The organism is Streptomyces sp. NEAU-174, from assembly GCF_052665095.1.
On the sequence record NZ_JBQTCE010000010.1, the window covers coordinates 277,928 to 304,466 of the forward strand.

The following is a 26,539-nucleotide window of genomic DNA, read 5'->3' on the forward strand; positions in this document are numbered from 1 at the left end:
CGCCTCGGCGCGGGCCGCGTTGACAGGGCCCTGGTCAGCCCACCATGCTGAGCAGTCGCTTAGTGAGTGGTTGCCCGGGAGGCACGCATGGCAGAGCCCAGGATCTTCACCTCGCCCGATGAACTGCGGTCCGCGGTCGGCGAGGAACTCGGCCCCAGCGACTGGCTGGAGATCGACCAGAAGCGCATCGACCTGTTCGCCGACGCGACCGGCGACCACCAGTGGATCCATGTGGACCCGGAGAAGGCGGCCGCCGGTCCGTTCGGCACCACGATCGCGCACGGCTATCTGACGCTGTCCCTGCTGCCGTTGTTCACCCCGCAGCTGCTGCGGGTCGAGGGCGTGCGCATGGGCATCAACTACGGGGTCAACAAGGTCCGCTTCCCCTCCCCCGTCCCGGTCGGCTCCCGGCTGCGCGCCACCGGCCGGATCGTGGAGGCGGCCGAGGTCAAGGACGGGCTCCAGATGACGCTGACGGTGACCCTGGAGCGGGAGGGCGCCGACAAGCCGGCGTGCGTGGCGGAGTCCGTCGTCCGCTTCTACGGCTGACGACGACTACGGCTGACCGACGCGGGCCCCCACCATGCGCAGCACCAGACCCGCGTAGAGGTCGCCGACCTCGTCAGGGGTGCTGCGCCCGCGGGCGTTGAACCAGCGGGCGACGTCGATGCACAGGGACAGCACCGCGACCGAGGTGCCGCGGACGTCCGGGACGTCGAAGACGCCCGCCTTCACCCCGTCCTCGATGATCGAGCGCACCGCCCCGTCCGTGGCCTTGCGGACCGCGATGACCTCGGCGTGGTGCTCCTCCGCCAGCGCGCCGAGCTCGTACTGCACCACGCGCGCGGTGGTGTGGTGCTCGGCGTGCCAGCGGACGAACGAGCGGACGGCGTCGGCCAGCCGCTCGGCGGGGGTGCCTTCGCTGTCCCGCGCCCGCTCCAGGATCGTCAGGGCCCGCTCATGGCCGACCTTGCTGATCTGGTAGAGCAGCTCTTCCTTGGTTTTGTAGTGGATGTAGAGCGCGGCCGGGCTCATTCCGGCGCGGCTGGCGATGTCCCGGGTGGTGGTGGCGTGGTAGCCACGCTCCGCGAAGGCGTGCACGGCGGCGCTCACCAGCCGCCGGGCGGCGTCGGGGGTGATGTCGCCCCAGGGCTCGGCCTTGCCACCGGTGTTCTTCGGCTCCGCGTCCATGGCGCACACCCTACACGGAGAGTGAGCAAGCGCTTAGGGGTGTCCGGGACCGCGGCGGTGGCCGGGGCCGCGGGGGCGCTCAGCGGGCCGCCGCCGTCTCGGTGCCCACCCGGCCGGGGAACTCCGCGCCCAGCAGCCGCAGCAGCGGGGTCGCCTTCACGGCCGTCTCCTCGAACTCCTCCGCCGGGTCGGACAGCGCCACGATCGCCCCGCCCACCCCGTACCTGACCCGGTCCGGGGTCACCACCAGGGTGCGGATCACGATGCTCAGATCGCACGCCCCGGACAGTGAGAAGTAGCCGATGGCGCCCGAGTAGACCCCGCGCGGCCCCGCCTCCAGATCGTCGATGATCTGCATGGTGCGGATCTTGGGCGCGCCGGTCATCGATCCGCCGGGGAAGGCGGCGCGCACGCTCTCGACCGCGGAGCTCGACGGCCGCAAGGTGGCGCGTACGGTGCTGACCAGCTGATGGACCGACGCATAGGTCTCCACGTCGAAGATCTTGGGCACCCGCACCGAGCCGATCTCCGCCGTGCGGCCGAGGTCGTTGCGCACCAGATCGACGATCATCAGGTTCTCGGAGCGGTCCTTCTCGCTGGTGGCGAGGTCGACCCGCAGCAGCTCGTCCTCGGCCGGGGAGCCGCCGCGCGGCCGGGTGCCCTTGATCGGCTGGGACTCCACGGTGCCGTCCCGGAAGACCCGCAGAAAGCGCTCGGGCGAGGTGCTCAGCACCGACAGCGGGCCGAAGCGGAGCAGGGCGGCGAACGGCGCGGGGCTGACCCGGCGCAGATACTGGTACGCGGCCCACGGGTCCACCGGTCCTTCCGCCTCGGCCATGTTGGTCAGGCACACCTCATAGGTCTCCCCCGCGGTGATCAGCTCCTGGCAGGTGGCGATCATCTCCAGGTAGCGCGCGCGGTCGTGGCGCAGCCGTATCTCGTCCGGGCCGGTGGTGAGCGGCGTGGGGCGGGGCTCCCGCCCGGCCAGCTCCGCCAGCCGGCCGGCGGTCCCGCGCAGCCAGGCCCGGGCCTGCTGCTCGCCACCCCGCTCCTCGCCGCCCCGCTCCTCGCCCTCCTCCGCCAGGGCGAGGAGATAGGTGGTCGAGGTCTCGTGGTCGAACACCACGGCGCGGTCCGCGAAGACCATAGCGGCGTCGGGCTCCGAGGAGCGGTGGGTGCGCTCACCGCCGCATTCGGCCTTGAGCTCATAGCCGAGGTATCCGGTCCAGCCGAGGGCGAAGTCGAACGGCAGCGCGGGCAGTTGGACCCGGGTGGCGCGAAGGTCGCGCTCGATCCAGGGCAGGAACTCCTCGTGCAGCACCTCGCGGGAGCCGCCCGCGGTGACGGTGACGGTGCCCGCCCAGGTGTCGGCCGTGGCCACCCGGGCCAGCGGCCCGGAGGCGTCCCCCATCATCGAGAACCGTCCGCGCTCGCCCCCGGTGGCGCTGCTGTCCAGCCAGAAGGCGTGTCCGTCGGCGCGGAAGAGCCGGTCGAAGACCACCTCGTCGGACCAGCGGGTGGGCAGGGTCTCCACCAGCACCCGCAGCGACCGCGGGGTGGTGCGCGGCGCGGCGGTGGGCTCCGCGCCGCCGTGGAGGGAGGAGCGTGTGCCGCGCCGCCGCGCCGCCGGTGCCACTCCCCGGCGGGTCTGCCAGGAGCGGGTGAGATCGGCGAAGTTGCCCAGCAGCAGCCGGCCGTGCTCGGTGCAGATGGACTCGGGGTGGAACTGGACGCCCCACAGGGGCCGTTCGCGGTGGGCGATCCCCATCAGCACACCGTCCTCGGTCCAGGCGGTGGCCCGCAGCTCCTCGGGCAGGTCGGTGACGGTGAGCGAGTGGTAGCGGACGACGTCGAACGGGCTGGGCAGTCCGGCGAAGAGGCCGCTGCCGTCGTGGGTCACCCGGGACAGCCGGCCGTGCCGGGGCTCGGCGGCCCGCACCACCCGGGCGCCGCTCAGCAGGCCCACCCCCTGGTGGCCCAGGCAGACGCCGAGCAGCGGCAGGGCGCCTTCGAGCACGATGTCGCGGCAGACGCCGAAGTCGGCCGCGCGCTCGGGGCTGCCGGGTCCGGGGGAGATGACGACATTGTCGAAGTCCCGCAGCATCTCGGGCTTCCAGCCGGGGTCGTCGTGCCGGATCACCTCGGGCTCCCGGCCGCCCACCTCGGCCAGGTAGTGGAACAGGTTGTAGGTGAACGAGTCGTAGTTGTCTACCAGCAGCGTGCGCATCGAAACCTCGAACCTATCGGAACTTAAGGATGACCGGCACGGTTCACCCCGCGCGGAGCGGTGAGGCGAACGCGTGGACCGTTTCGGCGGCCTGCTCGGGGTTCAGCCGGGGGCCGGCCGCGGGGGGACCGGAACCGAGGAAACGGACGCATCCGCTCCCGGCCGCAAAACCGCGACCAGCGGATATAGAAATAATGGATATACGTCCGTCACTCCTTCGAGTGAATTTCTCCATCACTCGGAAGGGATTACCAGCGGTTACTACCGGAATTTCCGCTCAGAGCCCCCGTTGCGCAGCCGACGACACGGTCGATTCAACGCGGCAGGGAGCTTAGCAATAGGGTGTAACCGTAAGCGACAGTTCCGCCGGTATTTCGGAATGTGACGAAGGTCACATGCGTAAGGCTTGCACTCAGACTCGCCTTCTATAGTGTTTTCGACCTGCGCTTATCCGATGGGGGCACGGCAACGGATGGCGCAGAACTCACATGAGACTTACGGGGGTAAGTGAATGTCTCTTCCATCGCATCGTCTCCGAGCGCCGGCTTCCGGAGACCGTCCTTAACGCCCTGCCTCCTGGTAGTGGCTCTCTTGGCGTTTACCCAGGTCAGACACGCCTTCAAGGCGATGTGAGCAATTGCTGACCGCTGGGCCGTTCGCCCCTTCGACAGCCATCCGCAAACGCCAGGACAAAGCCATGCCCGCCTTACGGCGGCATGGCCGCACAGCGACGCGCCCATTCTCATCCGAGCCGCAAGCCGGCGTTGGAGCAATACGTCATGCGCTTAAGCACGAAGACCTCCCAGCCCGATACGAGAGCGCCCCGCAAACGCGTCATCCTCGCCGAACCCCGCGGTTTCTGCGCGGGCGTCCGCCGCGCCATCGCGATGGTCGAGCGGGCGCTTGAGGTATACGGCCCGCCTATTTATGTTCGAAAACAGATCGTCCACAACCACTACGTCGTCGGCCTCCTGGAGCGCAAGGGCGCACGCTTTGTGGAATCGGAATACGACGTTCCCGAAGGGGCCGTGTGCCTCTTTTCCGCACACGGTGTCGCGCCCGCCGTCCGCGCCGCGGCGTCCACCCGAGATCTCCAGGTCATCGACGCCACCTGCCCTCTGGTGGCCAAGGTGCACCAGCAGGCGCGCCGGGTGGTCGGGGACGGCCGGGTCCTGCTGCTCGTGGGGCATGCGGAACACGAGGAAACGGAAGGGACTCGCGGGGAGGCCCCGCGGGAGACCCTGGTCGTGGAGACCGTCGAGGACGTCGAACGGCTGGACCTGCCCCGGGACACTCCGGTGGCCTATCTGACCCAGACCACCCTGTCGGTGGACGAGACCGCCGGCATCGTCCGCGCCCTCACCGAGCGGTTCGACGACATCGTCGGCCCCGGGACCGACACCATCTGCTACGCCAGCCAGAACCGGCAGAACGGCATCAAGTCCCTCGCCCAGCAGGCCGATCTGGTGCTGGTGGTCGGCTCGGAGAACTCCAGCAACTCCCAGCGGATGGTCGATGTCGCCCGCGACGCCGGAACCCCGGCCCGGCTGGTCCCGGACGTCTCCCGGCTGGACGGCCGCTGGCTGGAGGGCGTGACCACCGTCGGCGTCAGCTCCGGCGCCAGCGTCCCGGACGCCCTCGTCCACCAACTCCTCGACCGGCTGGCCGAGCTCGGCCATGACCAGGTCGACATCGAGTCCACGGCCGTCGAGGACGTGGTCTTCTCCATGCCCCTCTCACTCACCGACGGCATCCGGTCCGACGACCGGGAACGGCTCGACGACGCCTGGTCGAAGGTCCCATCGGACGCACCGGCCGGAACCTCCAGGAGGACGAAGTGACGGTCCATACGATGGCGACCCCCCGCCCCGCCCCGGCCCCGGCGACCACCGCCCGCCGGACGCTGATGAGCCTGCTGCCCCGGGTCGAGGAGCGGCTGCACACCTTCCTGTCCGGGGAGTACGAGCGCTGGCACGGTCTCGACCCACGCTCCAGCGTCCCCGTCGACGCGATCGCGCACCTGGTCGGCGCGGGCGGCAAGCGGATGCGCCCGGCGTTCTGCCTGAGCGGCTATCTGGCCGCCGGCGGCGATCCGGAGGACGGCCGGGTCATACCCGTCGCCGCCGCGCTGGAGCTGCTGCACGCCTGTGCGCTGATCCACGACGATGTGATGGACGAGTCCGCGGTGCGCCGCGGCTCGCCGACCGTGCACACCAGCCAGGCCGCGCTGCACCGCGAGCGCGGCTGGCAGGGCGCGGCGGAGCGGTTCGGGGAGAACGTGGCGATCCTCGCGGGCGATCTGGCCCTGGTCTACTCCGACGAGATCATGGCCGAGGTGGAGCCCGCGGTGGCCGCCGAGTGGCATCTGCTGCGCTCGGAGCTGATCATCGGCCAGTACATGGACGTGGCGGCGTCCGTGGAGTTCGAGCCGGACCCGGAGACCTCGCGGTGGATCGCCATCGCCAAGTCCGGCCGCTACACCATCCACCGCCCGCTGGTCCTGGGCGCCGCCGTGGCCGGCCGCGCGGACGCGGCGCCGGCCTTCGAGGAGTACGGGGCCGCGCTCGGCGAGGCGTTCCAGCTGCGGGACGACCTGCTGGACGCCTTCGGGGACTCCGAGGTGACCGGCAAGCCGAGCGGTCTGGACTTCGAGCAGCACAAGATGACGCTGCTGATGGCCCTGGCCATCCAGCGCAACGCGCACATCCGGGAGCTGGTGCCCGCCCAGCTGCGGGACGCCGACGACCTGCGGCGGCTGCTGATCGAGACGGGTGTGCGCGACGACGTCGAGAAGCACATCGACGGGCTCGTCGAGCGGGCCTGCCGCGCCATCGCCGAGGCCCCGCTGGAGCCCGAGTGGCGGGAGGAACTGGCCGCCATGGCCCACGAGGTCGCCTACCGGAGCGCCTGAGGCCACCGATGGGCACCGACAGCGACCGCACCCGGCGCCACCGACGCTTCAGGGAGCACACCCGGATGACACTGCTGGAGACCATCCACGGTCCCGCCGACATCAAGCACCTGGACGCGGGCCAACTCACCGAACTCGCAGCGGAAATCAGGCACTTCCTCATCGACAAGGTGCTGCGCACCGGCGGGCACCTGGGCCCCAACCTGGGCACCGTCGAACTCACCATCGCCCTGCACCGCGTCTTCGACTCCCCCCGGGACCGCATCCTGTGGGACACCGGACACCAGGCGTATGTGCACAAGATCCTGACCGGCCGCCGGGAGGGGTTCGACCGGCTCCGGCAGAAGGGCGGCCTGTCCGGCTACCCCAGCCGGGCGGAGTCCGAGCACGACACCATCGAGAACAGCCACGCCTCCACCGTGCTGTCCTACGCCGACGGCCTCGCCAAGGGGTTCCGGCTGCGGGGCGAGACCGACCGCGCGGTGGTGGCCGTCATCGGGGACGGGGCGCTGACCGGCGGCATGGCCTGGGAGGCGCTGAACAACATCTCGGGCGCCCCCGACCGTCCCGTCGTCATCGTGGTGAACGACAACGGCCGTTCCTACGCGCCGACCACGGGCGGCCTCGCCACCCATCTGGCGGGCCTGCGCACCTCCCCCGACTACGAGCGGTTCCTGGAGTGGTCCAAGCAGCGGCTGCGGCACACCCCGAAGCTCTACGAGGCGCTGCACGCGGTCAAGGCGGGGCTGAAGGACATGCTGGCCCCGCAGGGGCTCTTCGCCGACCTGGGCCTGAAGTACCTCGGGCCGGTCGACGGGCATGACATCGCGGCGGTGGAGGCCGCCCTGCGGCAGGCCGCCGGGTTCGGCGGGCCGGTCGTGGTGCACTGTCTGACCCGTAAGGGCCACGGCTACCGGCGCGCGGAGGCCGACGAGCGCGACCACCACCACGCGGTGGGTGTCAGCGACCCGACCACCGGCGAACCGCTGGGCTCCCCGGGCCCGTCCTGGACCTCGGTCTTCGGCGCGGAGCTGGTCGAGATCGGCCGTGCGCGCCCCGAGGTGGTGGCGGTGACGGCGGCGATGCTCCGGCCCACCGGGCTCGCGGCGTACGCGGAGGAGTTCCCGGACCGGGTCTTCGACGTCGGCATCGCCGAGCAGCACGCGGTCACCTCGGCCGCGGGGCTCGCCATGGCGGGGATGGTGCCGGTGGTGGCCGTGTACTCCACCTTTCTCAACCGCGGCTTCGACCAGCTGCTGATGGATGTGGCGATGCACTCCTGCCCGGTGGTGTTCGTCCTGGACCGGGCCGGGGTCACCGGTGACGACGGCGCCTCCCACAACGGCATGTGGGATCTGTCGGTGCTCGGGATCGTGCCCGGTCTGCGGATCGCGGCGCCCCGCGACGGGGCCCGTCTGCGCGCCGCGCTGCGCGAGGCGGTGGCGATCACCGAAGGACCCAGCGCCATCCGGTTCCCCAAGGGCCCGGTGGGGCCGGACATCCCCGCCGTCGACCAGCACGACGGCATCGATGTGCTGCACCGCTCCCCCGGCGACGACGTGCTGCTGGTGTCCGTGGGCGCCATGGCCGGGACGGCGTGCGAGACGGCGCGCCGGCTCACCGAGGAGGGCCTGGGCGTCACCGTGGTGGACCCGGCCTGGCTCAGACCGGTCGGCCCGTCCCTGATCAAGCTGGCGGAGCAGTACCGGCTCGTGGTGACCGTCGAGGACAACCTGCGCGTGGGCGGCTACGGCTCGCTGCTCGCCCAGGAGTTGCGCGACGCCGGTGTCCCGGCCCCGGTGTCCGGTTTCGGGATTCCGCAGCGCTTCCTGGAGCACGGCAAACGCGCCGACATCCTCGCCGAATGCGGCCTGAGCCCCGAAGACCTGGCCCGCTCGATCCGGATGCGGATCGCGGCCGACCGTGCGCCGGGCGTCCGGCGCCTTGAGGAGGATTCCCGATGACCGTCGATCTCGGCCTGCCCGCCGCGCCGCCACCGGTGCTCGGCAAGCGCCGCGTCACCCGTCAGCTCCACGTCGGCGCGGTGGGGGTCGGCAGCGACTTCCCCGTCTCCGTGCAGTCCATGACGACCACCGTCACCGCCGATGTCAACGCCACCCTCCAGCAGATCGCCGAGCTGACCGCGACCGGCTGTGACATCGTCCGGGTGGCCTGCCCCAGCCAGGACGACGCCGACGCGCTGCCGCAGATCGCCCGCAAGTCCAAGATCCCGGTGATCGCCGACATCCACTTCCAGCCCAAGTACGTGTTCGCCGCCATCGAGGCGGGGTGCGCGGCGGTGCGGGTGAACCCGGGGAACATCAAGAAGTTCGACGACAAGGTCAAGGAGATCGCCCGGGCCGCGAAGGACCACGGCACCCCGATCCGCATCGGGGTGAACGCCGGCTCGCTGGACGCGCGGCTGATGGCCAAGCACGGCAAGGCCACCCCCGAGGCGCTGGTGGAGTCGGCGCTGTGGGAGGCGGGGCTCTTCGCCGAGCACGGCTTCCACGATCTGAAGATCTCGGTGAAGCACAACGACCCGGTGGTCATGGTGCGCGCCTATGAGCTGCTCGCCGAGTCCTGCGACTATCCGCTGCACCTCGGGGTGACCGAGGCGGGCCCCGCCTTCCAGGGCACCGTCAAGTCCTCGGTGGCCTTCGGCGCGCTGCTGCGGCAGGGCATCGGCGACACCATCCGGGTCTCGCTGTCGGCGCCCCCGATGGAGGAGGTGAAGGTCGGCACCCAGATCCTCCAGTCGCTCAATCTGCGGCCGCGCAAGCTGGAGATCGTCTCCTGCCCCTCCTGCGGCCGGGCCCAGGTGGATGTGTACAAGCTGGCCGACCAGGTCACCGCCGGTCTCGAGGGCATGGAAGTGCCACTGCGGGTCGCGGTGATGGGGTGTGTGGTCAACGGCCCCGGTGAGGCGCGGGAGGCCGATCTCGGTGTCGCGTCGGGCAATGGCAAGGGCCAGATCTTCGTCAAGGGGAAGGTCATCAAGACCGTCCCCGAGAGCAAGATCGTGGAGACCCTGATCGAGGAGGCCATGCGCCTGGCCGAGGAGGCCGGCCCGCAGGACGCCCCCGAGTCCCCCACCGTCAGCGTGGGATGAGGGGGGATCCGTGAAGCGCCTGACAACGCGGGTCGCGATCGTGGGGGCGGGCCCCGGCGGTCTGCTGCTCTCCCATCTGCTCCAGCTCGCCGGGGTGGACTCGATCGTGCTGGAGCGGCGGAGCCGGACTTACGTGGAGAAGCGGGTGCGGGCCGGGCTGCTGGAGGGCGGCACCGTGGACTTCCTGCGCGAGGCCGGTCTGGCGGACCGGCTGGACCGTGAGGGGCTGGTCCACGAGGGCTTCGTCTTCCGGTTCGGCGCGCGCGCCCACCGGATGCCGTTCACCGAGCTGACCGGCCGGACGGTCCATATGTACGGCCAGCAGGAGCTGGTGAAGGACCTGATCCGGGCCCGGACGGCGGCCGGGGCGCGGCTGTGGTTCGACGTCCCCGACGTCGAACTGCGCGGTCTGGAGACGGACACACCGGCCGTGCGCTGCACGGTGGCGGGCCAACCGGTGGAGATCGCCTGTGACTTCGTCGCGGGCTGCGACGGATTCCACGGGGTCTCCCGCCGGTCCGTGCCGCCCGGCGCGCTGACGACCTACGAGCGCTCGTATCCGTACGCCTGGCTCGGGGTGCTGGCCCAGGCGCCGCCCGCCGCCGAGGAGCTGATCTACGCGGTGCACGGCCGCGGCTTCGCGCTGCACAGCATGCGCTCGCCCGCGGTGAGCCGGCTCTATCTCCAGGTGGAGGCCGGTGAGTCGGTGGAGAACTGGCCCGATGAGCGGATCTGGAAGGAGCTGCACACCCGGCTGGACATCGACGGCGCCCCGGAGCTGGCCGAGGGGCCGGTGCTGGAGAAGAGCTGTGTGGCGCTGCGTGGCTTCGTCACCGAGCCGATGAGCTACGGGCGGCTGTTCCTGGCCGGGGACGCCGCGCATATCGTGCCGCCGACCGCGGCCAAGGGGCTCAACCTCGCCGTGGCGGACATCAAGGTACTCGCCGCGGCCTTCCGGGAGTTCTACGAAACCGGCGACCGCGGCCCGCTGGACGGCTATTCGGCCGCCTGCCTGCCCGGGGTCTGGCAGGCGCAGGAGTTCTCCGACTGGATGTCGCGGCTGCTGCACCGGCCGACGGAGGGCCGGGTGTTCGACGAACGCCTCCAGCACGCCCGGCTCAAGGCCGTGGTGGGCTCCCCCGCCGCCGCGCGGAACTTCGCCGAGAACTATGTGGGCCTGGCGCGGGAGCGGACCCCGGCCCGGGGAGGTCGGCCGTGACGTCGCTGACGAGCGAGAGCCGGACGACGGCGCGCACCCGCAGCGGCGGGGACGTGGCGCGCGGTCTGTTCCGGCTGTCGAAGATCTTCGTGTACCAGAACTACTTCGGCTGGGGCATGGCGTGGCTCACCCTGAGCCCGCAGGCGCGCGACCGCCCGGGGACCACCGCCGCGATGCTGCTGTTCCTGCTCGGCTCCATGGGCATCGTCACCTGCACCTGCGCCACCGACGACCTGGTGGGCTTCCGCAACGGCAGCGACGCCCGCAACTACAAGGCCGGTGACACCAAGCGCGACATCCGCGGCAAGCCGCTGCTCAGCGGGGCGGTCACCGAGCGCGAGGCGGTGCGGTTCATCGCCTGCGCGGCCTCGGTCGCGGTGCTCGCGGGGACCGGCGCGTTCTGGGCGCTGGACTGGCGGGCCCCGGCGGTGGCGTACCTCCTCTACGGGGTCGGGTTCTTCTTCAGCGTGCAGTACTCGGCCGGGCTGCGGCTGAGCTACCACCGGGGCGGTGCGGAGACGCTGCTGTGCCTGGCCACCACGGCCGGGCTGCTGGCCCCGTATCTGGCGGTGGAGCGGCACTGGTCGTCCCCCGCGGTGCTGGTGGGCCTGTTGCTGGGGCTCTGGCTGGTGATGGTGAGCAGCTACTCCAACGTCAACGACGCCGATGGGGACCGCTCGGTGGGCCGCCGCACGCTGGCCGCGTCCACCGGGCCGCGGGTCTACAAGACCGCCATGGCCGTGTTCTTCCTGGCCTCGGCCACGCTGATCTGCGTCCTGGGCCTGGCCACCCGGTGGCCGTGGTGGACCGTGCTGACCCTCCTGCCCGCCACCGCTCTCCACGCGGCCCAGCTGCGCGAGGGCCCGCTGCGGGGGCGCTGGCTGAGCGCCCGCAAGCTCGGGCTCTACGCCTATGACCTGGGCTTCCTGGGCCTGCTGGCGCCTGCGCTGTATGTCCTGTCCTAGGGGGTGTCCGGCGGTACGCGTACGCCTGCGGCGGGCTGTTCCCCTACCCGCCCCTTCCCTCAACTGGGGCTCCGCCCCAGACCCCGCTCCTCAATCGCCGGAGGGGCTGCTCCGGCCCGTGCCGCCGGGCGTGGCGGGTGAGCCCCGCTCCTCAAACGCCGGAGGGGCTGATTTCAGCCCGTCCGGGGTCCAGGGGCGGAGCCCCTGGTATCGGGAAGGGGCGGGGAGGGGGCGGCAACGATATGCGGCTCCGCCGCGTGGCCCGCCGCAGGCGCCACCACCCGCCGGATACGCCCCAGCCGTACCCCCGTCCCAGCCGTACGCACCCCTATCCAATATCCAAGGAGATGAGCATGGCGGCGCGTTCTCAACAGCCCGTCAACGTAGGCCGGTTGTTCCACTGGGCCGCCGAACAGGGCAGGCCGACGGTCATGCATCTGGACCGGCCCTTCGACATCGCCCCGGACTCCGGCACCCGCTTCGACGTACCCGCCCTGGCGGCGACCGTGGAGGACGCCGCGGGCTGGCTGTACGGGGCGGGGCTGCGCCACGGCGACCGGCTCGCCATCGTCAAGGAGAACCACTACGACTTCATCCTGCTCGCCGCGGCCGCCGCCCGGCTCGGGGCGCTGCCGGTGATGATCGCGCCCATCCGGTCGGAGGCCCATATCCGCACCCTGCTCACCAGGATCTCCCCGAAGGTCCTGGTGATGGGCACCACGGTGCTGGAGCGGATGACCGCCGCCGGGATCGCGCTCGACGACCCGGGGCTGACGCTCGTGGCCGTCGGCGAGGACCGCCCGGGGCTGCCCGGCGGAACACTGCGCATCGACGATGTGCGCGGCGGCGCCCGCCCGCCGGTGCGGTTCCGCGGCCGCCATGAGCCCATGCTGGTCACCCACACCTCGGGCACCACGGGCGTGCCGAAGCTGGTGGTGCACTCGCCCGCCACCACGCTCGCGGCCGTGCCGTTCCGCATCGAGTCCTACCGGCTGCCGCTGATGACCTCCCGGCCGCGGGACGTGGTGGCCAGCGGGATCTCCTTCGCCCACAACCGCAATCTGTCCTGGACCAACGGGACGCTGTTCCGCGGGCCGCGGAAGATGGTGATCCTCTCCGATCCGGGTCTGGAGAACGTGGCGCGGATGCTGGCCGCGCACCCGCCCACCTCGCTGGAGGCCTGTCCGAACGTCTTCCAGTACTGGGAGGAGCTGGCCGACACCCGGCCCGAACTCTTCGCGGGCGTACGGCGGTTCATCAGCACCTTCGACGCGGTGCACCCCAGGACGGTCCGCAAGTTCCTCGGCGCCTCCCGGGTCCGGCTGCCGCTGTGGGCCTGGGGCGTGGGGCAGTCGGAGATCGCGGGCATCGCGGCCGGGGTGGCCACCCGCTCCATGGTCCGTCCGGGCAAACCCCGGGCGCACGACGCCACCAACGTCGGGTTCCCGCCCCTGGTCCGGGTGAAGGTCGTGGACCCGGAGACCGGCCGCAAGCGGCCCCGGGGGAAGCCGGGGCTGCTGATGGTGAGGACCAAGTCGCGGTGTCTGACCTATCTGGGCGAGGACGACCGGCACCGCGCCAAGGACCAGGGCCGCTGGTGGAACACCGGCGACCTGGGCGAGTACGCGGGCTACGGCCGCATCCGGCTGATCGACCGCGAGGTCGACATGATCCCCGGGATGAGCAGCATCGAGCTGGAGTCCACGCTGCTCGACCGGCTGGACCGGGCCTCCGAGGTGATCGTGCTCGGGGTCCCCGGGCAGCCGCCGATCCCGGTGCTGTGCATGCGCGACGACGCCCTGGACCCCCAGGAGTGGGACCGGGCCTGCCGTGGCCTGCCCGAGATGGACAAGCCCCGGCTCGTCCCCTGGGACGAGATGCCGCGCACCGCCACCTGGAAGGTGCGCCGGGGGGAGCTGCGCGAACGGCTGCTGGGCTCCGGCGACACCTACGGCACCGGCCAGTGGACCTGACCCGCGCCGCGCATCGCACCACCACAGCACGCATCGAGACGACCGCATCCACCATGAACGAGGGGTAATTAGCCGTGTGGTTCCCGCCCGCTCTCATCGACCTCCCGAACGTCGCCCCGGTGACGCTGCCGGAGGCGGACCGGCCGAGTTGGCTGTTCTGGATCCTGATGGGCCCGTGCGCATCGGGCTGGCTGGTGGCGTACGGACTCGCCATCTATCGCGCCAAACTGGACAAGCGGGTGGGGATTCCCGTCTTCGTGGTCGAGGTCAACCTCGCCTGGGAGTTCACCCTCTCCCTGATCCTGGACCAGGCCGATGTGCAACGCCCGATCAACCTCAGCTGGTTCCTGGTCGACTGCTTCATCCTCCGGCAGACGCTGGCCTACGGATGGAAGGACTATCCCGGCATGAGCCGGCGGGCCTTCCGGTGGATGGTCTTCGGCGTCATCGCCTGGTCCGCGGTCTTCCACATCATGACCACCTATGAGCTCAAGGACGCCACCGGCATCTACACCGGCACCGGGCTGAACGTCTTCCTGAGCCTGTCCTTCATCTTCATGCTCAACCGGCGCGGCTCCTCGCTCGGGCAGTCGATGTACGTGGCGCTCGCCAAGGGCATCGGATCGTTCTTCGCGGGCTGGACGGTGCTGGTGATGTACCCGGGCCACCACCTGTTCATCTTCCTCTTCCTGACCGTCTGGACCATCGACGCGGCCTACTGCGTGCTGCTGTACCGCAAGGTCCGCGAGGAGGGCCGCTCGCCGTGGGCCTGGAACCGGGGCCCGGCCGAGGTCCCCGACGACCCCGGCGCCCCCGGCGGCATCGCACCGGCCGGCACACCGCACCACGAGGAGCGGGAGGAGGAGCGGGAGGCGGCCGTCCGCGGCGCGGCCTCGGGCTGAGCCGCGTCCCGGACCCTTCGTCCACGGAGAATGACCATGACCACGCAACGTCTGGACGTCTGCCTCATCGGTGCCGGGCCCCGGGGGCTCTCGGTCCTGGAGCGGCTGTGCGCCAACGCCGCGCAGGCGCCCACCACCTCGGTCACCGTCCATGTGGTGGACCCGTATCCGCCGGGGGCGGGGCGGGTCTGGCGCTCCGACCAGTCCCGCCATCTGCTCATGAACACCGTCGCCGGACAGGTCACCCTGTTCACGGACGAGACCGTGGAGATGGCCGGGCCGGTGCTCCCCGGGCCCAGCCTGTACGAGTGGGCCCGGTTCGTGAGCCTCACCGGCGGTCTCGACGAGGTCGGGTACGAGGCCGGGTACGGCGAGGACGTCCTCGCCGAGGCGCGGCGCCTGGGCCCCGACTCGTACCCCACCCGCGCCTTCCACGGGCACTATCTGGAGTGGGTCCACCGCCGGGTGACCGGCACCGCTCCCGCGTCCGTCCGCACGGTGTCCCACCGCTCACGGGCGGTCGGGCTCGAGGAGCGCACGGCGGGCGGGGCGCAGACCGTCGTCCTGGAGGACGGCACCCGGCTGGCGGGGCTGCACGCGGTGGTGCTGGCCCAGGGCCATCTGCCGCAGCGGCGCTCGCCGCGGGAGGCGGCCCACGCGGCCTTCGCCGAGGCGCGGGGCCTGCGCTATCTCCCGCCCGCCAGTCCGGCCGAGGTGGATCTGTCCGGCGTCCGGCCCGGGGAGGCGGTGGGCCTGCTGGGGCTGGGGCTGAACTTCTTCGACTATCTGGCGCTGCTCACCGAGGGCCGGGACGGCCGGTTCGAACGGCGGGCGGGACGTCTGGTCTACCGGCCCTCGGGCCGGGAGCCGCGGCTGCTGGCGGGCTCGCGCCGGGGCGTGCCGTTCCACTCCCGGGGCGAGAACCAGAAGGGCCCGCACGGCCGTCACCACCCGCTGGTGCTGACCCCGGAGGTGATCCGCGGTCTGCGGCGGCGGGCCCGTGAGCGGGGCGGTCTGGACTTCCGCTCCGAGCTGTGGCCGCTGATCTCCAAGGAGGTGGAGACGGTCTACTACACCGCGCTGCTCACCGCCCGGGGGCGGGAGGCGGCCGCGCACCGGCTGCGCGCCGCCTATCCGTCGGCTCCCCGGGGCAGCGCGGCGGAGGACCGGCTGCTGACCGAGAGCGGTATCCCGCTCCGGGAGCGCTGGAACTGGGGCCGGATCGCCCGGCCCTGCCCCGCCGACGGCCTCCGCTCGCCCGCCGCGTTCCGGTCCTGGCTGCTGGGGTATCTGCGGGCGGATCTGGAGGCGGCGCGCGCGGGCAATGTGCACGGCCCGCTGAAGGCGGCCCTGGATGTGCTGCGCGATCTGCGCAACGAGATACGGCTGGTGGTGGACCACGGCGGGCTGACGGCCCGTTCGCATCGCGAGGACCTGGACGCCTGGTACACCCCGCTGAACGCCTTCGTGTCGATCGGTCCCCCGGCCCGGCGGATCGAGGAGGCGGTCGCGCTCATCGAGGCGGGTGTGCTGACCGTGCTGGGCCCGCGCACCGTGGCGCGCGCCGACGCCGAGGAGGGCGCCTTCGTCCTGGAGTCCCGTGCCGTGCCCGGCTCGCGACGGCGGGCGACCACGCTGATCGACGCCCGGCTGCCGGGCACCGATGTGCGCTCCAGCGCCGATCCGCTGCTGTCGGGGCTGCTGACGAGCGGTCAGTGCGGGCCGTATGCGGTCGGCGGCACGGGCGATGGGCGGGGCGGCCTCGAGACGGGCGGGCTCGCCGTGGGGCCCAGCCCCTACCACCTGCTGGATGGAGCGGGGCGGCCGCATCCACGGCGGTTCGCCTTCGGCGTGCCCACCGAATCCGTCCACTGGGCCACGGCCGCGGGTGTCCGGCCGGGCGTCGGCTCTGTGATCCTTTCCGATGCCGACGCCATCTCGCGTGCCGTGCTGGCACTGCGCGACGGCTCGCCCACCGACCCCAACGGCCCCACAGGCCCCGAGACCATCGAGGTTTCCGTCCCATGACCGACGCCATGAGCGATACGACCGACGGCGCCCCGCGCCATGCCGACGCGGGCCTGCTGAGCCCCGTCCGAGCCGGCACCCCGGCCGAGGCCACCACGTCGGACGGCGCCTGGCTCCAGGCGATGCTGGATGCCGAGGCGGGCCTGGTACGGGCGCAGGCGCGCCTGGGCCTGGTGCCCGAGGCGGCGGCCCGCACCATCACCGGCCTCGCCCGTGCCGAGCGCCTGGACGTCGAGGAGATCGCCCGGCTGGCCCGGGGCGCGGCCAACCCGGTGGTGGCGCTGGTCCGGGCGTTCACCGCGCTGGTGGCCGCGGCGGACCCGGCCGCCGCGGAGTACGTACACCGCGGCTCGACCAGCCAGGACATCATGGACACCGCCGCCATGCTGGTGGCGCGCCGGACCCTCGTGCCCCTGGTGGCGGACCTGGAGCGGATCGCGCGGGCGCTGCGCGAGCTGGCCGTGGCGCACCGGGACACGCTGATGCCCGGCCGTACGCTCGCCCTGCACGCCGTGCCCACCACCTTCGGTCTGAAGGCGGCGGGCTGGCTGAGCGGCGTGGCGGACGCGGCCGCCCGGCTGGCCCGGATCCGCGACCACGAACTGCCGGTGCAGCTCGGCGGCGCGGCGGGCACGCTGGCGGGCTACACCGAGTACGCCCAGATGGACCGGGGGACGCGGCCCGGGGCGCCGGGGCCGGGCGAGTTCGCGGAGCGGCTGACGGCGGAGTTCGCCGCGCAGGTCGAGCTGAACGAGCCCGTCCTGCCCTGGCACACCGCCCGTACGCCGGTCGCGGGGCTGGCCGCCCAACTGGCCCTGGCCACCGGGGCGCTGGGCAAGATCGCGGTGGATGTGCAGCTGCTGTCGCGCACCGAGACCGCCGAGGTCGCCGAGCCCGCCGCCGAGGGCCGCGGGGTGTCCTCCGCGATGCCGCACAAGCGCAACCCCGCCCTGGCCACGCTGGTGCGCTCGGCGGCGCTCCAGGTGCCGGCGCTGGCGAGCGCCGTCATGGGGTGCATGCTCGCGGAGGACGAGCGGCCGGCCGGGGCGTGGCACGCCGAGTGGCTTCCGCTGCGCGAGTGTCTGCGGCTGACGGGCGGGGCGGCGCACACGGCCGTCGAACTGGTCGAGGGTCTTGCCGTCTTCCCGGACCGGATGCGCGCCCATCTGGGGCTGACCGGCGGGCTGATCGTCTCCGAGCGGCTGGCCGCGGCCCTGACCCCGGTGCTGGGCAAGGGGCCCGCGAAGGAGCTGATGGCCCGGGCCTCGGCGGAGGCGGCGCGCGGCGGGCGGACGCTGGGCGAGGTGCTGGCCGACGCCCCCGAGCTCGCGGGTCGTTTCACATCGGAGGAGCTGGCCGCCCTGCTGGACCCGGCGAACTATCCGGGGGCGGCCGGGCCGCTGGTGGACCGGGCGGTTCAGGAGCGCCGGGACCGGTTCTGACGGCCGCTCGTGGAGCGGTGTCGGCCGGGGATGTCACATCCGGGAGGGGCTCGGCGTCTGGGATGCCGTGACGGGATTCCAGACCCGGTGCGCTTGAGGAAGGAAGAGGGAATGCTGGACAGACTGGCCGGTTTCGTCGTGCGGAAGCGCCTGGCGGTGTTGGTCGTCGGCCTGCTGCTCGCCGTGGTCGGCGGGGTGGCGAGTACGACGTTGTTCGACAAGCTGACGGCGGGCGGTTTCGACGATCCGAAGTCCGAGTCATCGCGGGCGATCACCGCGCTGGACAAGAGGTTCGGGCAGGGGCTGCCCAATCTCACCCTGCTGGTGACGTCGAAGGGGCGGGTGGACGACCCGTCCGTGACGGCGGCGGGCACCGAGCTCACCCGGAGGCTGGGCGGGGAACCCGGAGTGGCGAACGTCAGCTCCTACTGGACCACCGGGAAGGCCCCGCAGCTGCGCGGCGAGAGCGGTCACAAGGCCCTGATCATGGGCACGATCACCGGGGACGACACCTCCTCGCAGAAGCGCGTCGCCGAGCTGGCGGACCGCTACGAGGGCGCGCGGGACGGGCTGGAGGTGAAGGTCGGCGGCTATACGAAGTTCCAGCGGGAGCTGCTGGAGCAGGGCCAGAAGGACGCCACCACCGGTGAGACGGTCGCCATCCCGATCACCCTGGTCGCGCTGGTGTTCATCTTCGGCAGCGCGGTGGCCGCCGCGCTGCCGCTGGCCGTCGCCCTGGTGGCGATGATGCTGACGATGGGGCTGACGTGGATCCTGGCGAGCGTCACGACGGTCGGCTCGCTCGCGGCGAGCGTGGTGACCCTGCTGGGGCTGGGCCTCGCCATCGACTACAGCCTGCTGATGGTCAGCCGCTACCGCGAGGAGCTGCGGTCGGGGCTCGCCCCGCCGGAGGCCATCCGGGCGACGCTGACCTCCGCCGGGCGCACCGTGACCTTCTCGGCGCTGACCGTGGCCGTCTCGTCCCTGGCCATGGCCTGGTTCCCGCTCCAGGCGGTGCGGTCCATGGGCTACGCGGGGGCGCTCACGGCTCTGTTGTCCGGTGCGTCCTCGCTCATCGTGCTGCCGGCGCTGCTCGCGCTGCTCGGCGACCGGATCGAGAAGGGCCGGGTGTTCCGCAGGCGGCGCGGGGCGGACTCCGAGGCCGCCGCGCGGAGCGTGGAGAGCGGCTTCTGGCACCGGCTGGCCACCACCGTGATGCGGCGCCCGGTGCCGATCGTGACCATCGTGACCGCGTTCCTGCTGCTGCTCGGGGCGCCGTTCCTGGGCATCAACCTCGGTATGCCGGACGAGCGGGTGATGCCCGCGTCCTCGTCGGCACGTCAGGTGGCCGACACCGTGCGCGCCGAGTTCGACAGCAGTGAGCAGAACGCGCTCCAGGTCGTGGCGCCCGAGGGCGGCTCGGACCGGGCGGCCGTCGGCGCGTACGCCAAGCGGCTGTCCCAGTTGCCGCATGTGGCCGCGGTGCGCACCGCCACCGGCGCCTACGCCGAGGGCCGCCAGGCCGCCCCGCCCGACCAGCGCTACGCGCGCTTCGCCTCGGGTGACGCCGTCTACTTCTCCGTGGTGCCGGAGACGGCCGGCGCGGACGACGCGGACCGGCTGGTCGGCGAGATCCGGTCGCAGAAGGCGCCGTTCGAGGCGCTGGTGGGCGGGGCGGCGGCCACCAACCACGACGCCGCGGCGGCGCTGGAGAAGTGGCTTCCGTACGCCCTGGGCACGGTGCTGCTGACCATGCTGGTGCTGCTGTTCCTGGTGACCGGAAGCGTGCTGCTGCCGTTCCTCGCGCTGGTGCTCAGCGCGCTGAGCCTGACGGCCACCTTCGGCGCGCTGGTGTGGGTCTTCCAGGACGGCCATCTCGCGGGGCTGTTCGGCGACTTCACCCCGACCGGCAACATCGCCGCCACGATCCCGGTGATGCTCTTCGGCCTCGCCTTCGGGCTCGCGATGGACTACCAGGTCTTCCTGCTGTCCCGGATGCGCGAGGAGTACGACCTGACCGGCTCGCCGACGGCCGCCGTCGCCCAGGGGCTGGAACGCACCGGCCGCATCGTGACCGCGGCGGCGGTGGCGATCTCGGTGGTCTTCCTGGCCTTCACCGTCTCCGGCATCTCGCTGGTGAAGGCGTACGGGGTCGGGCTGCCGCTGGCCGTGCTGATGGACGCGACGCTCATCCGCGGGGCCGTACTGCCCGCGGCGATGCGGCTGGGCGGCCGCGCCACGTGGTGGGCCCCGGCCCCTCTGCGGCGACTGCACAGCCGCTACGGCCTACGCGAGGAACCCACGACGCCGACGCCCCGGCACACCGGCGACCGGGCCCTCACGGGCTGACGCGAGAGAGGGCCCGTGTGGCCGACCCACGCTCCGGGGCGTCCGGCGGGTCTTTCCCCTCCCCGCCCCTTCCCGCTACCAGGGGCCCCGCCCCTGGACCCCGGAACCCGGGCCGCCGGGGCGACGGGGCGACGGGGCGCCCCCCGCCGCGCGGCGGAGCCGCACATGGACGCCATGGGGAAGGCGGAGCCCCGGCCCGGGGCCCGGAGCGGAACCCCAGCCCGAGGCCTGGGACGAAACCCCGACCCAGGGCCTCGGGCGGAACCCCGGCTCGGGGCCTGGGCCGGAACCCGGGCCCGGGGTCTGGGGCGGAACCCCAGCCCGAGGCCTGGGGCGGAACCCCGACCCGGGGCCTGGAGCGGAACCCCGGCCCGAGGCCTGGGGCGGAACCCCGACCCGGGGCCTGGAGCGGAACCCCGGCCCGAGGCCTGGGGCGGAACCCCGACCCGGGGCCTGGAGCGGAACCCCGGCCCGGGGTCTCGGCCAGAGTCCCGGACCGAAGCCTGAGGCGAAGCCCCGACCCAGGGCCTCGGGCGGAACCCCGACCCAGGGCCTCGGGCGGAACCCCGACCCAAGGTCCGGGGCGGAACCCGGGCCCGAGGCCTGGAGCGGAACCCCGACCCGGGCCTGGAGCGAAGCCCCGGCCCAGGGTCAGGGGCGGAGCCCCGGGACGGGGCCTGAGGCGAAGCTCCGGACCGGCGTCTGCGACGAGACCCCGCCCCGGAGCCCGGGACCCCCAGCCCAGAGGCTGGGGCGGAGCCCCGGCCCGGGGCCTGGGGCGGAACCCCGGCTCGGGGCCTGGGGCGGAGCCCCGGGACGGGGTCTGGGGCGAAGCCCGCTCCGAGGCCTCGGGCGGAACCCCGGCCCAAGGCCTGGGACGAAGCCCCGACCCGGGCCTGGAGCGAAGCCCCGGCCCAGGGTCAGGGGCGGAGCCCCGTTCCGGGGCCGGGGGCGGAGCCCCGTTCCGGGGGCTGGGGCGGAGCCCCAGTTTCGGGAAGGGGCGGGGAGGGGAACGGCCCGCCGCAGGCGGCACAGTCCCCGTCCTGCCTACAGCGGTTCCGCTTCCGTCGTGGCGTACTCCTTGCGCAGCGTGGCCAGGACGGGATGCTCCGGGTCGAACTCCACCCCGTCGATCGACCGGATCGCCCGCACGCCCACCCCCGCGTTGAGCGCGAACGCCGCCCGCAGGTCGCCGAGCCGCTCCCGGTCGATCCGCTCGGTGTGCTGCGGGCCGCCGTGGCCGCGGCGGACGAGCTCTTGCGTGACGCCGGGCAGACACACGGCGTCCGGCCACAGCACGCGCTCGCCGTCGAAGAACCCCACGTTCCAGGTCGCGCCCTCGGACACCGCGCCCCGCTCGTCCGTCAGCAGCACATCGTCGTAGCCGTCGAGCTGGGCCAGGCGGCGCAGCCGCAACAGCCCGAACAGGCCGACATGTTTGACCTCCGGCAGATCGCGGTGGTGCGCCGCGGTGCGCACGCTCAGCGGGGGCAGCGAGGGCGCGGCGGCGGGCCGGGTGGTGACCAGGATCCGCGGGGTGGCCTCGGCCCCGGGCCGCTCAAGGCCGAGGTCGGGGTCGTACACGGTCACCCGGACCGTGAGCGGCCCCTCGGTGTCCGCGACCGCGCGCCGGACCAGTTCGCGGATCCGGTCCCGGTCCGGGTCGGTGCCGAACAGCACACCGCAGTCCCGTACCAGCCGGTCCAGATGGAGGGACAGCCCGCGCACCCGACCGTCCGCCACCCGCATGGTGGTGAAGTGACCGTAGTTGGTCATGGCCAGCGCCGTCAGCTCGCGGACGCCCGCCGGTTCCCCGTTCAGCTCTGTCATGGGGCCAGTCTGGCAGCCGGGGGGTGGACGGACTCGGCGAGTCGCCCGAGCTTGTCGGGGTTGATCAGACCGTAGATGCCGCGCACCCGCTCACCGTCGGGCGCGGGGTCGAACACAGCGGCCGCGTACAGCGTCCCGCCGAGGAACAGGACCACCCCCGGGCCCCCGTTGATCTGCACCGGGCGCGCGTCGAAGGTGGGCAACCGCGCGCTGACGGCGGCGACGAGACGGGCCACCTTGTCCCGGCCCTCGACAACCCGGAGCGCGGCGCGGCGCTTGCCCCCGCCGTCGCTCCACATGACCACCTCCGGGGCCAGGACGTCCATCAGGGCGTCGAGGTCGCCGCCGATGGCCGCGTCGAGGAACCGCTCGGTGACGATGCGCTGGGTGGAGCGGTCGAGGTCGTACCGCGGCCGCCGGGCCTCGACGCGCTCCTTGGCGCGGTGGGCGAGCTGGCGGACGGCGGCCGGGCTGCGCCCCAGGATCGCGGCGATCTCCGCGTGGTCGTACGCGAACGCCTCGCGCAGCACGAACACCGCCCGCTGCAAGGGGGTCAGCGTCTCCAGGACCACCAGCATCGCCAGGGACACCGATTCGGTGCGGATCGCGGTGTCGGGGGTGTCCGGTCCGGTCAGCACGGGCTCGGGCAGCCAGGGGCCGATATAGCTCTCCCGGCTGCGGCGGGCCCGGCGCATCTGGCTGAGCGCGTGGTTGACGGCGATCCGCACCAGATAGGCCCGGGGGTTGGCGATCTCCTTGTCCTGGACCGACGCCCAGGACAGCCAGGTCTCCTGCACCACGTCCTCGGTGTCGGCGACCGTGCCGAGCATGTTGTAGACGATGGAGAAGAGCAGCTCACGGTGGTGGAGGAAGTCCTCGCTCCCCGCATCCGGCACCGGCCTGTCCTGCGGTCCCGCGCGGTCCTTCCACGGCGATACGGGGGTGTCCATTGCACCGATGGTAGGCGGCACGCCGCTCCGGCCACCGCATAGGATCGGCTCATGCCAGATCTCGTATCCGTCAACTACCGCAAGTACGACGGCTCTCTGCACTGGAACCTGCGGATGCGCAGGCTGGGCGAGGACGAACACGGCGTCTGGCTGGGGCTCCCAGGCGGCGGCGTGATGCGCAAGGGGTACGGCCCGATGGTGCCGATCGCCTGCGCGCATGTGGTCCTCCTCCCGCGCGACGCGTGGTGGACCGCGGCGTTCAACGCCCCGCCCCGGGAGACCGAGATCTACTGCGACATCGCCACGCCACCCGAGTGGCTCTCCTCCCACGAGGTCTCGATGGTGGACCTGGACCTCGATGTGATCCGCAAGCGGACCGACGGCTCGACCCTGATGGACGACGAGGACGAGTTCGCCGAGCACCAGGTGCGGTACGGCTATCCGGCGAAGGTCATAGCGGAGGCCGAGGCGGCGGGGCGGTGGCTGATGGACGCGGTCGACGGGCGCGCCGAGCCGTTCGGGGACGCCTCCAGGGCGTGGCTGGCCATGGTCGACGGCGAGCGGCCCTGAGCCCGGCCCAGCTCACTGTCACCTCACCGGGGCGGCCGTCCCGTGCCCCGCGAGGCCGAGGACGACTCCTCCGTACGCCCCTTGGCAGGCCCCTTCTCCGGCACCGGCCGGTCCCCGGAGTGAGGTGCGCCCGCGCGACCGCGCAGTGGCCGGACGGCTATCGCCGCCGATATCAACAGCAGCCCGCCAAGCATGACGAAGGGGGCGGCGGTGCCCGCGAGCCCCGCGAGCAGACCGGCGGAGGCGGGCGCGGCCACCTGGCCGAGCCGGTTGCCGGTGAGCCGCAGCGCGAGGGCCGTGCTGCGCGCCCCCTCGGGGGCCGCCTGGACGACGGTCGTCATCGACAGCGGCTGGCCGACGCCGAGGCAGAAGCCGAGCCCGGCCAGCAGCACCCCGAGCGCCCAGGCGGGCACCGGCAGGGCGATGCCCGCGCACAGCAGCGCGGCGCCCAGACAGCTGACGGCCATCAGCACGGTGCGGCCCATCAGCCGGATCATCGGGGTCATGGCGAGCCGGCAGGCCACCGTCGCGGCGGCGCGCAGGCTGAGCAGCACACCGACGACCGCGGGCGAGATACCGCGCTGTTCGCCGACGACCGGCAGATAGGCGGTGAGGATGTCGGTGGCGGAGAGCACCGCGAGGCTGATGAACATGCCGGAGGCGACCCCGCGGGTGGTCAGGATGGACCGTACGGAGACCTTGCGGGCCGGGGCCTCCTCGGCGGGCCCGGCCGCCGTGCCGTCGGGGCGGCGCTCGATGCGCCATAGCGAGGTGACGGAGAAGGCCGCGAGGGCGGCGGAGACGAACAGCGCGGCGGCGCTGGTGCGGCCCATCGCCCCGTCGTGTTCCGAGACCACAAGACCGGCCGCGATGGGCCCGATGAGCTGGCCGAGCGAGGCGCCGATGGTGAAGTGGCCGAAGTTGCGGTCCTGGTCCTCGGGCGCGCTCTGGCGGGCGACGATGGACTGGGCGCCGATGACGAACGACAGATGGCCGAGGCCCATCACCCCGCTCCACGCGGCCATCGCGGGCAGCGATCCCGCCGTGCCGCTGAACGCGCAGCCGGTGGCGATGAGGGCGACCCCGATGGGCAGCAGCGGGGCGCACCGCCCGTGGTCGGTGCGCCGCCCGAGCGGTACGGCGGCGAACAGCGGCAGCAGGGCGTAGATACCGGCGATCACACCGATGGCACGGGCGTCGGCACCGAGCGCGAGCGCCCGGTAGGAGACGGCCGGCCGCGCCATGCTCACCGCCCCTTGTGTGAACGAGAAGGCGATGACCAGGCGCAGCAGCCAGCCCCTACCGGGCTTCGAGATCTTCACGGCTCAGATGATGCCGAACGCGAGACCTGCGGCGAGCACCACCAGCGAGGTGAGCGCCGCCCATTTCACGGTGAACCGGGTGTGGTCGCCGAATTCGACCTTCGCCATGCCGACGAGCACGTAGACGGCGGGGACCAGCGGGCTCGACATGTGCAGGGCCTGGCCGACGAGCGAGGCGCGGGCGATCTCCAGCGCGGAGACCCCGTGGGCGGCTCCGGCCTCGGCGAGGATCGGCACGATGCCGAAGTAGAAGCCGTCGTTGGACATGAAGTAGGTGAGCGGGAGGGACAGCACACCGGTGACGATGGCCATGTGCGGGCCCATGCCCTCGGGGACGCCGTCGACCAGCCAGCGGGCCATGTGCTCGACCATGCCGGTGCCGGTGAGGACGCCGGTGAAGACGGCTGCGGCGAAGACCATTCCGGAGACGTTGACGACGTTCTCGGCGTGCGCGGCCACCCGCGCCTTCTGGTCCTTCATGTTCGGGAAGTTGACGGTGAGCGCGACGGCGGCGGCGAGCAGGAAGAGGACCGGGATCGGCATGGTCTCGGTCACCATCAGGGCGAGCAGCGCGACGGTCAGGGCCGCGTTGAACCAGTAGAGCTTGGGGCGCAGGGTGGCGCGGTGGGGGTCGAGCCCCTTCAGCTCGTCGTCGTCCTCACCCTCGTGGGAGGGGGAATCCGAGGAGCCGGAGCCCTTCGGGGACGGGGCCTCCGCGTCGGTGCCGGAGCCCGCTCCGCCGCCGGTCGGCGCGGCCTTCACGCCCTTACGGCCCTTGGCCCCCTTGCCGCCGGAGCCCGCGCCGACCAGCACCTGCTCCGGGTCGCCGGCGGTGACCTCGTCCAGGGTCAGCACGCCGAGCCGCTTGCGCTCGCGCAGCCCCAGGCCGTAGGAGAGGGCGATCACGAAGAGCAGGCCGACCGCGAGGGCCGGGATCATCGGCACGAAGATGTCGCTGGCGTCGACCTTGAGCGCGGTGGCGGCGCGGGCGGTCGGACCGCCCCAGGGCAGCGTGTTCATCACGCCGTTGGCCATGGCCGCGACGCCGGTCATCACCACCAGGCTCATCTTCAGCCGCCGGTAGAGCGGCACCATGGCCGACACGGTGATCATGAAGGTGGTGGAGCCGTCGCCGTCGAGCGAGACGATCGCCGCGAGGATCGCAGTGCCGACCACCACCCGCATCGGGTCCGCCTTGCAGAACCGCAGGATGAGCCGGACGATCGGATCGAAGAGGCCGACGTCGATCATCACCCCGAAGTAGATGATCGCGAACATCAGCATCGCGGCCGTGGGTGCCAGATCGCCGACGCCCTCGAGGACGTAGTCCCCGAGGTGCGCCCCCTTCCCGACAAGCACACAGAACAGCGCGGGGATGAGCACCAGGGCGCCCATCGGGGACATCTTCTTCATCATGATCAGGACAAGGAATGTCGCGATCATGACGAAGCCGAGGATGGTCAGCATAGTTTGGCTACCTCACGTTCGCCTTTGAACTCCCCCGGAATTGGCGGTCGAGGCGACGTTAGGTTGCGCAACTTTCCGTTA

The 26,539-nt window shown here is 72.4% G+C and carries 19 protein-coding genes; 13 read left to right on the forward strand and 6 right to left on the reverse strand.

Annotation, left to right across the window (positions count from 1 at the left end):
* The first annotated feature begins 87 nt into the window (after window positions 1-87).
* Complete coding sequence (locus ACT2CW_RS28330; RefSeq protein ID WP_164434112.1) at window positions 88-549, forward strand: MaoC family dehydratase; 462 nt, start codon at window positions 88-90, stop codon at window positions 547-549.
* Window positions 550-555: 6 nt separating this feature from the next.
* Here the strand turns inward: ACT2CW_RS28330 and ACT2CW_RS28335 are convergent, their stop codons facing one another.
* Both ACT2CW_RS28335 and pabB read right to left on the reverse strand, forming a co-directional pair.
* The gene (locus tag ACT2CW_RS28335) at window positions 556-1,191 is read right to left on the reverse strand and encodes a TetR/AcrR family transcriptional regulator (protein WP_086881544.1); all 636 of its coding nucleotides are present in this window, start codon (window positions 1,189-1,191) and stop codon (window positions 556-558) included.
* 79 nt (window positions 1,192-1,270) lie between these two features.
* Window positions 1,271-3,418 (reverse strand): aminodeoxychorismate synthase component I, encoded by a 2,148-nt coding sequence (pabB, locus tag ACT2CW_RS28340; protein ID WP_445518656.1) that lies wholly within the window; start codon window positions 3,416-3,418, stop codon window positions 1,271-1,273.
* Between the two features lie 779 nt (window positions 3,419-4,197).
* Here pabB and ispH point away from each other — a divergent pair.
* The 11 genes from ispH to ACT2CW_RS28395 all read left to right on the forward strand — a co-directional run bounded on the left by ispH (window position 4,198) and on the right by ACT2CW_RS28395 (window position 20,319).
* The gene (gene ispH, locus ACT2CW_RS28345) at window positions 4,198-5,259 is read left to right on the forward strand and encodes a 4-hydroxy-3-methylbut-2-enyl diphosphate reductase (RefSeq protein ID WP_445518657.1); all 1,062 of its coding nucleotides are present in this window, start codon (window positions 4,198-4,200) and stop codon (window positions 5,257-5,259) included.
* 11 nt (window positions 5,260-5,270) lie between these two features.
* Window positions 5,271-6,329 carry a polyprenyl synthetase family protein gene (locus ACT2CW_RS28350; protein WP_445518658.1) on the forward strand — a complete coding sequence of 353 codons (1,059 nt, stop codon included), beginning with the start codon at window positions 5,271-5,273 and terminating at the stop codon, window positions 6,327-6,329.
* 65 nt (window positions 6,330-6,394) lie between these two features.
* On the forward strand, window positions 6,395-8,293 hold the full coding sequence (gene dxs, locus ACT2CW_RS28355; protein ID WP_445518745.1) for a 1-deoxy-D-xylulose-5-phosphate synthase: 1,899 nt from the start codon (window positions 6,395-6,397) through the stop codon (window positions 8,291-8,293).
* Window positions 8,290-9,441 carry a flavodoxin-dependent (E)-4-hydroxy-3-methylbut-2-enyl-diphosphate synthase gene (ispG, locus tag ACT2CW_RS28360; protein WP_445518659.1) on the forward strand — a complete coding sequence of 384 codons (1,152 nt, stop codon included), beginning with the start codon at window positions 8,290-8,292 and terminating at the stop codon, window positions 9,439-9,441. The genes dxs and ispG overlap by 4 nt, the downstream gene beginning before the upstream one ends.
* A gap of 10 nt (window positions 9,442-9,451) precedes the next feature.
* The gene (locus ACT2CW_RS28365; protein ID WP_445518660.1) at window positions 9,452-10,660 is read left to right on the forward strand and encodes a 4-hydroxybenzoate 3-monooxygenase; all 1,209 of its coding nucleotides are present in this window, start codon (window positions 9,452-9,454) and stop codon (window positions 10,658-10,660) included.
* Complete coding sequence (locus ACT2CW_RS28370) at window positions 10,657-11,625, forward strand: UbiA family prenyltransferase (protein WP_445518661.1); 969 nt, start codon at window positions 10,657-10,659, stop codon at window positions 11,623-11,625. Before ACT2CW_RS28365 ends, ACT2CW_RS28370 begins: the two co-directional genes overlap by 4 nt.
* A gap of 353 nt (window positions 11,626-11,978) precedes the next feature.
* The gene (locus tag ACT2CW_RS28375) at window positions 11,979-13,598 is read left to right on the forward strand and encodes an AMP-binding protein (protein ID WP_445518662.1); all 1,620 of its coding nucleotides are present in this window, start codon (window positions 11,979-11,981) and stop codon (window positions 13,596-13,598) included.
* Between the two features lie 74 nt (window positions 13,599-13,672).
* Complete coding sequence (locus ACT2CW_RS28380; protein WP_445518663.1) at window positions 13,673-14,500, forward strand: transmembrane-type terpene cyclase; 828 nt, start codon at window positions 13,673-13,675, stop codon at window positions 14,498-14,500.
* 36 nt (window positions 14,501-14,536) lie between these two features.
* A complete protein-coding gene (locus tag ACT2CW_RS28385; RefSeq protein ID WP_445518664.1) occupies window positions 14,537-16,528 on the forward strand; it encodes an FAD/NAD(P)-binding protein in 1,992 nt (663 codons plus the stop codon).
* Window positions 16,529-16,536: 8 nt separating this feature from the next.
* A complete protein-coding gene (pcaB, locus tag ACT2CW_RS28390; protein WP_445518665.1) occupies window positions 16,537-17,970 on the forward strand; it encodes a 3-carboxy-cis,cis-muconate cycloisomerase in 1,434 nt (477 codons plus the stop codon).
* 111 nt (window positions 17,971-18,081) lie between these two features.
* Entirely contained in the window at window positions 18,082-20,319 is a 2,238-nt protein-coding gene (locus ACT2CW_RS28395; protein ID WP_445518666.1) for an MMPL family transporter, read from the forward strand.
* Between the two features lie 1,047 nt (window positions 20,320-21,366).
* Here the strand turns inward: ACT2CW_RS28395 and ACT2CW_RS28400 are convergent.
* Together ACT2CW_RS28400 and sigJ are read right to left on the reverse strand one after the other, a co-directional pair.
* Complete coding sequence (locus tag ACT2CW_RS28400; RefSeq protein WP_445518667.1) at window positions 21,367-22,149, reverse strand: aminotransferase class IV family protein; 783 nt, start codon at window positions 22,147-22,149, stop codon at window positions 21,367-21,369.
* A complete protein-coding gene (gene sigJ, locus ACT2CW_RS28405; RefSeq protein ID WP_445518668.1) occupies window positions 22,146-23,099 on the reverse strand; it encodes an RNA polymerase sigma factor SigJ in 954 nt (317 codons plus the stop codon). Before sigJ ends, ACT2CW_RS28400 begins: the two co-directional genes overlap by 4 nt.
* Window positions 23,100-23,150: 51 nt before the next feature.
* On the opposite strand from sigJ, the gene ACT2CW_RS28410 reads away from it, so the two are divergent.
* Entirely contained in the window at window positions 23,151-23,669 is a 519-nt protein-coding gene (locus ACT2CW_RS28410; protein ID WP_445518669.1) for a DUF402 domain-containing protein, read from the forward strand.
* A gap of 23 nt (window positions 23,670-23,692) precedes the next feature.
* Here ACT2CW_RS28410 and ACT2CW_RS28415 read toward each other — a convergent pair whose 3' ends face one another.
* Together ACT2CW_RS28415 and ACT2CW_RS28420 are read right to left on the reverse strand one after the other, a co-directional pair.
* Window positions 23,693-24,991: an MFS transporter gene (locus ACT2CW_RS28415; RefSeq protein ID WP_445518670.1), complete on the reverse strand. Its 1,299-nt coding sequence runs from the start codon at window positions 24,989-24,991 to the stop codon at window positions 23,693-23,695.
* A gap of 3 nt (window positions 24,992-24,994) precedes the next feature.
* Window positions 24,995-26,458, reverse strand: a complete 1,464-nt coding sequence (locus ACT2CW_RS28420; RefSeq protein ID WP_414084193.1) for a CitMHS family transporter — start codon at window positions 26,456-26,458, stop codon at window positions 24,995-24,997.
* Window positions 26,459-26,539: the final 81 nt, after the last annotated feature.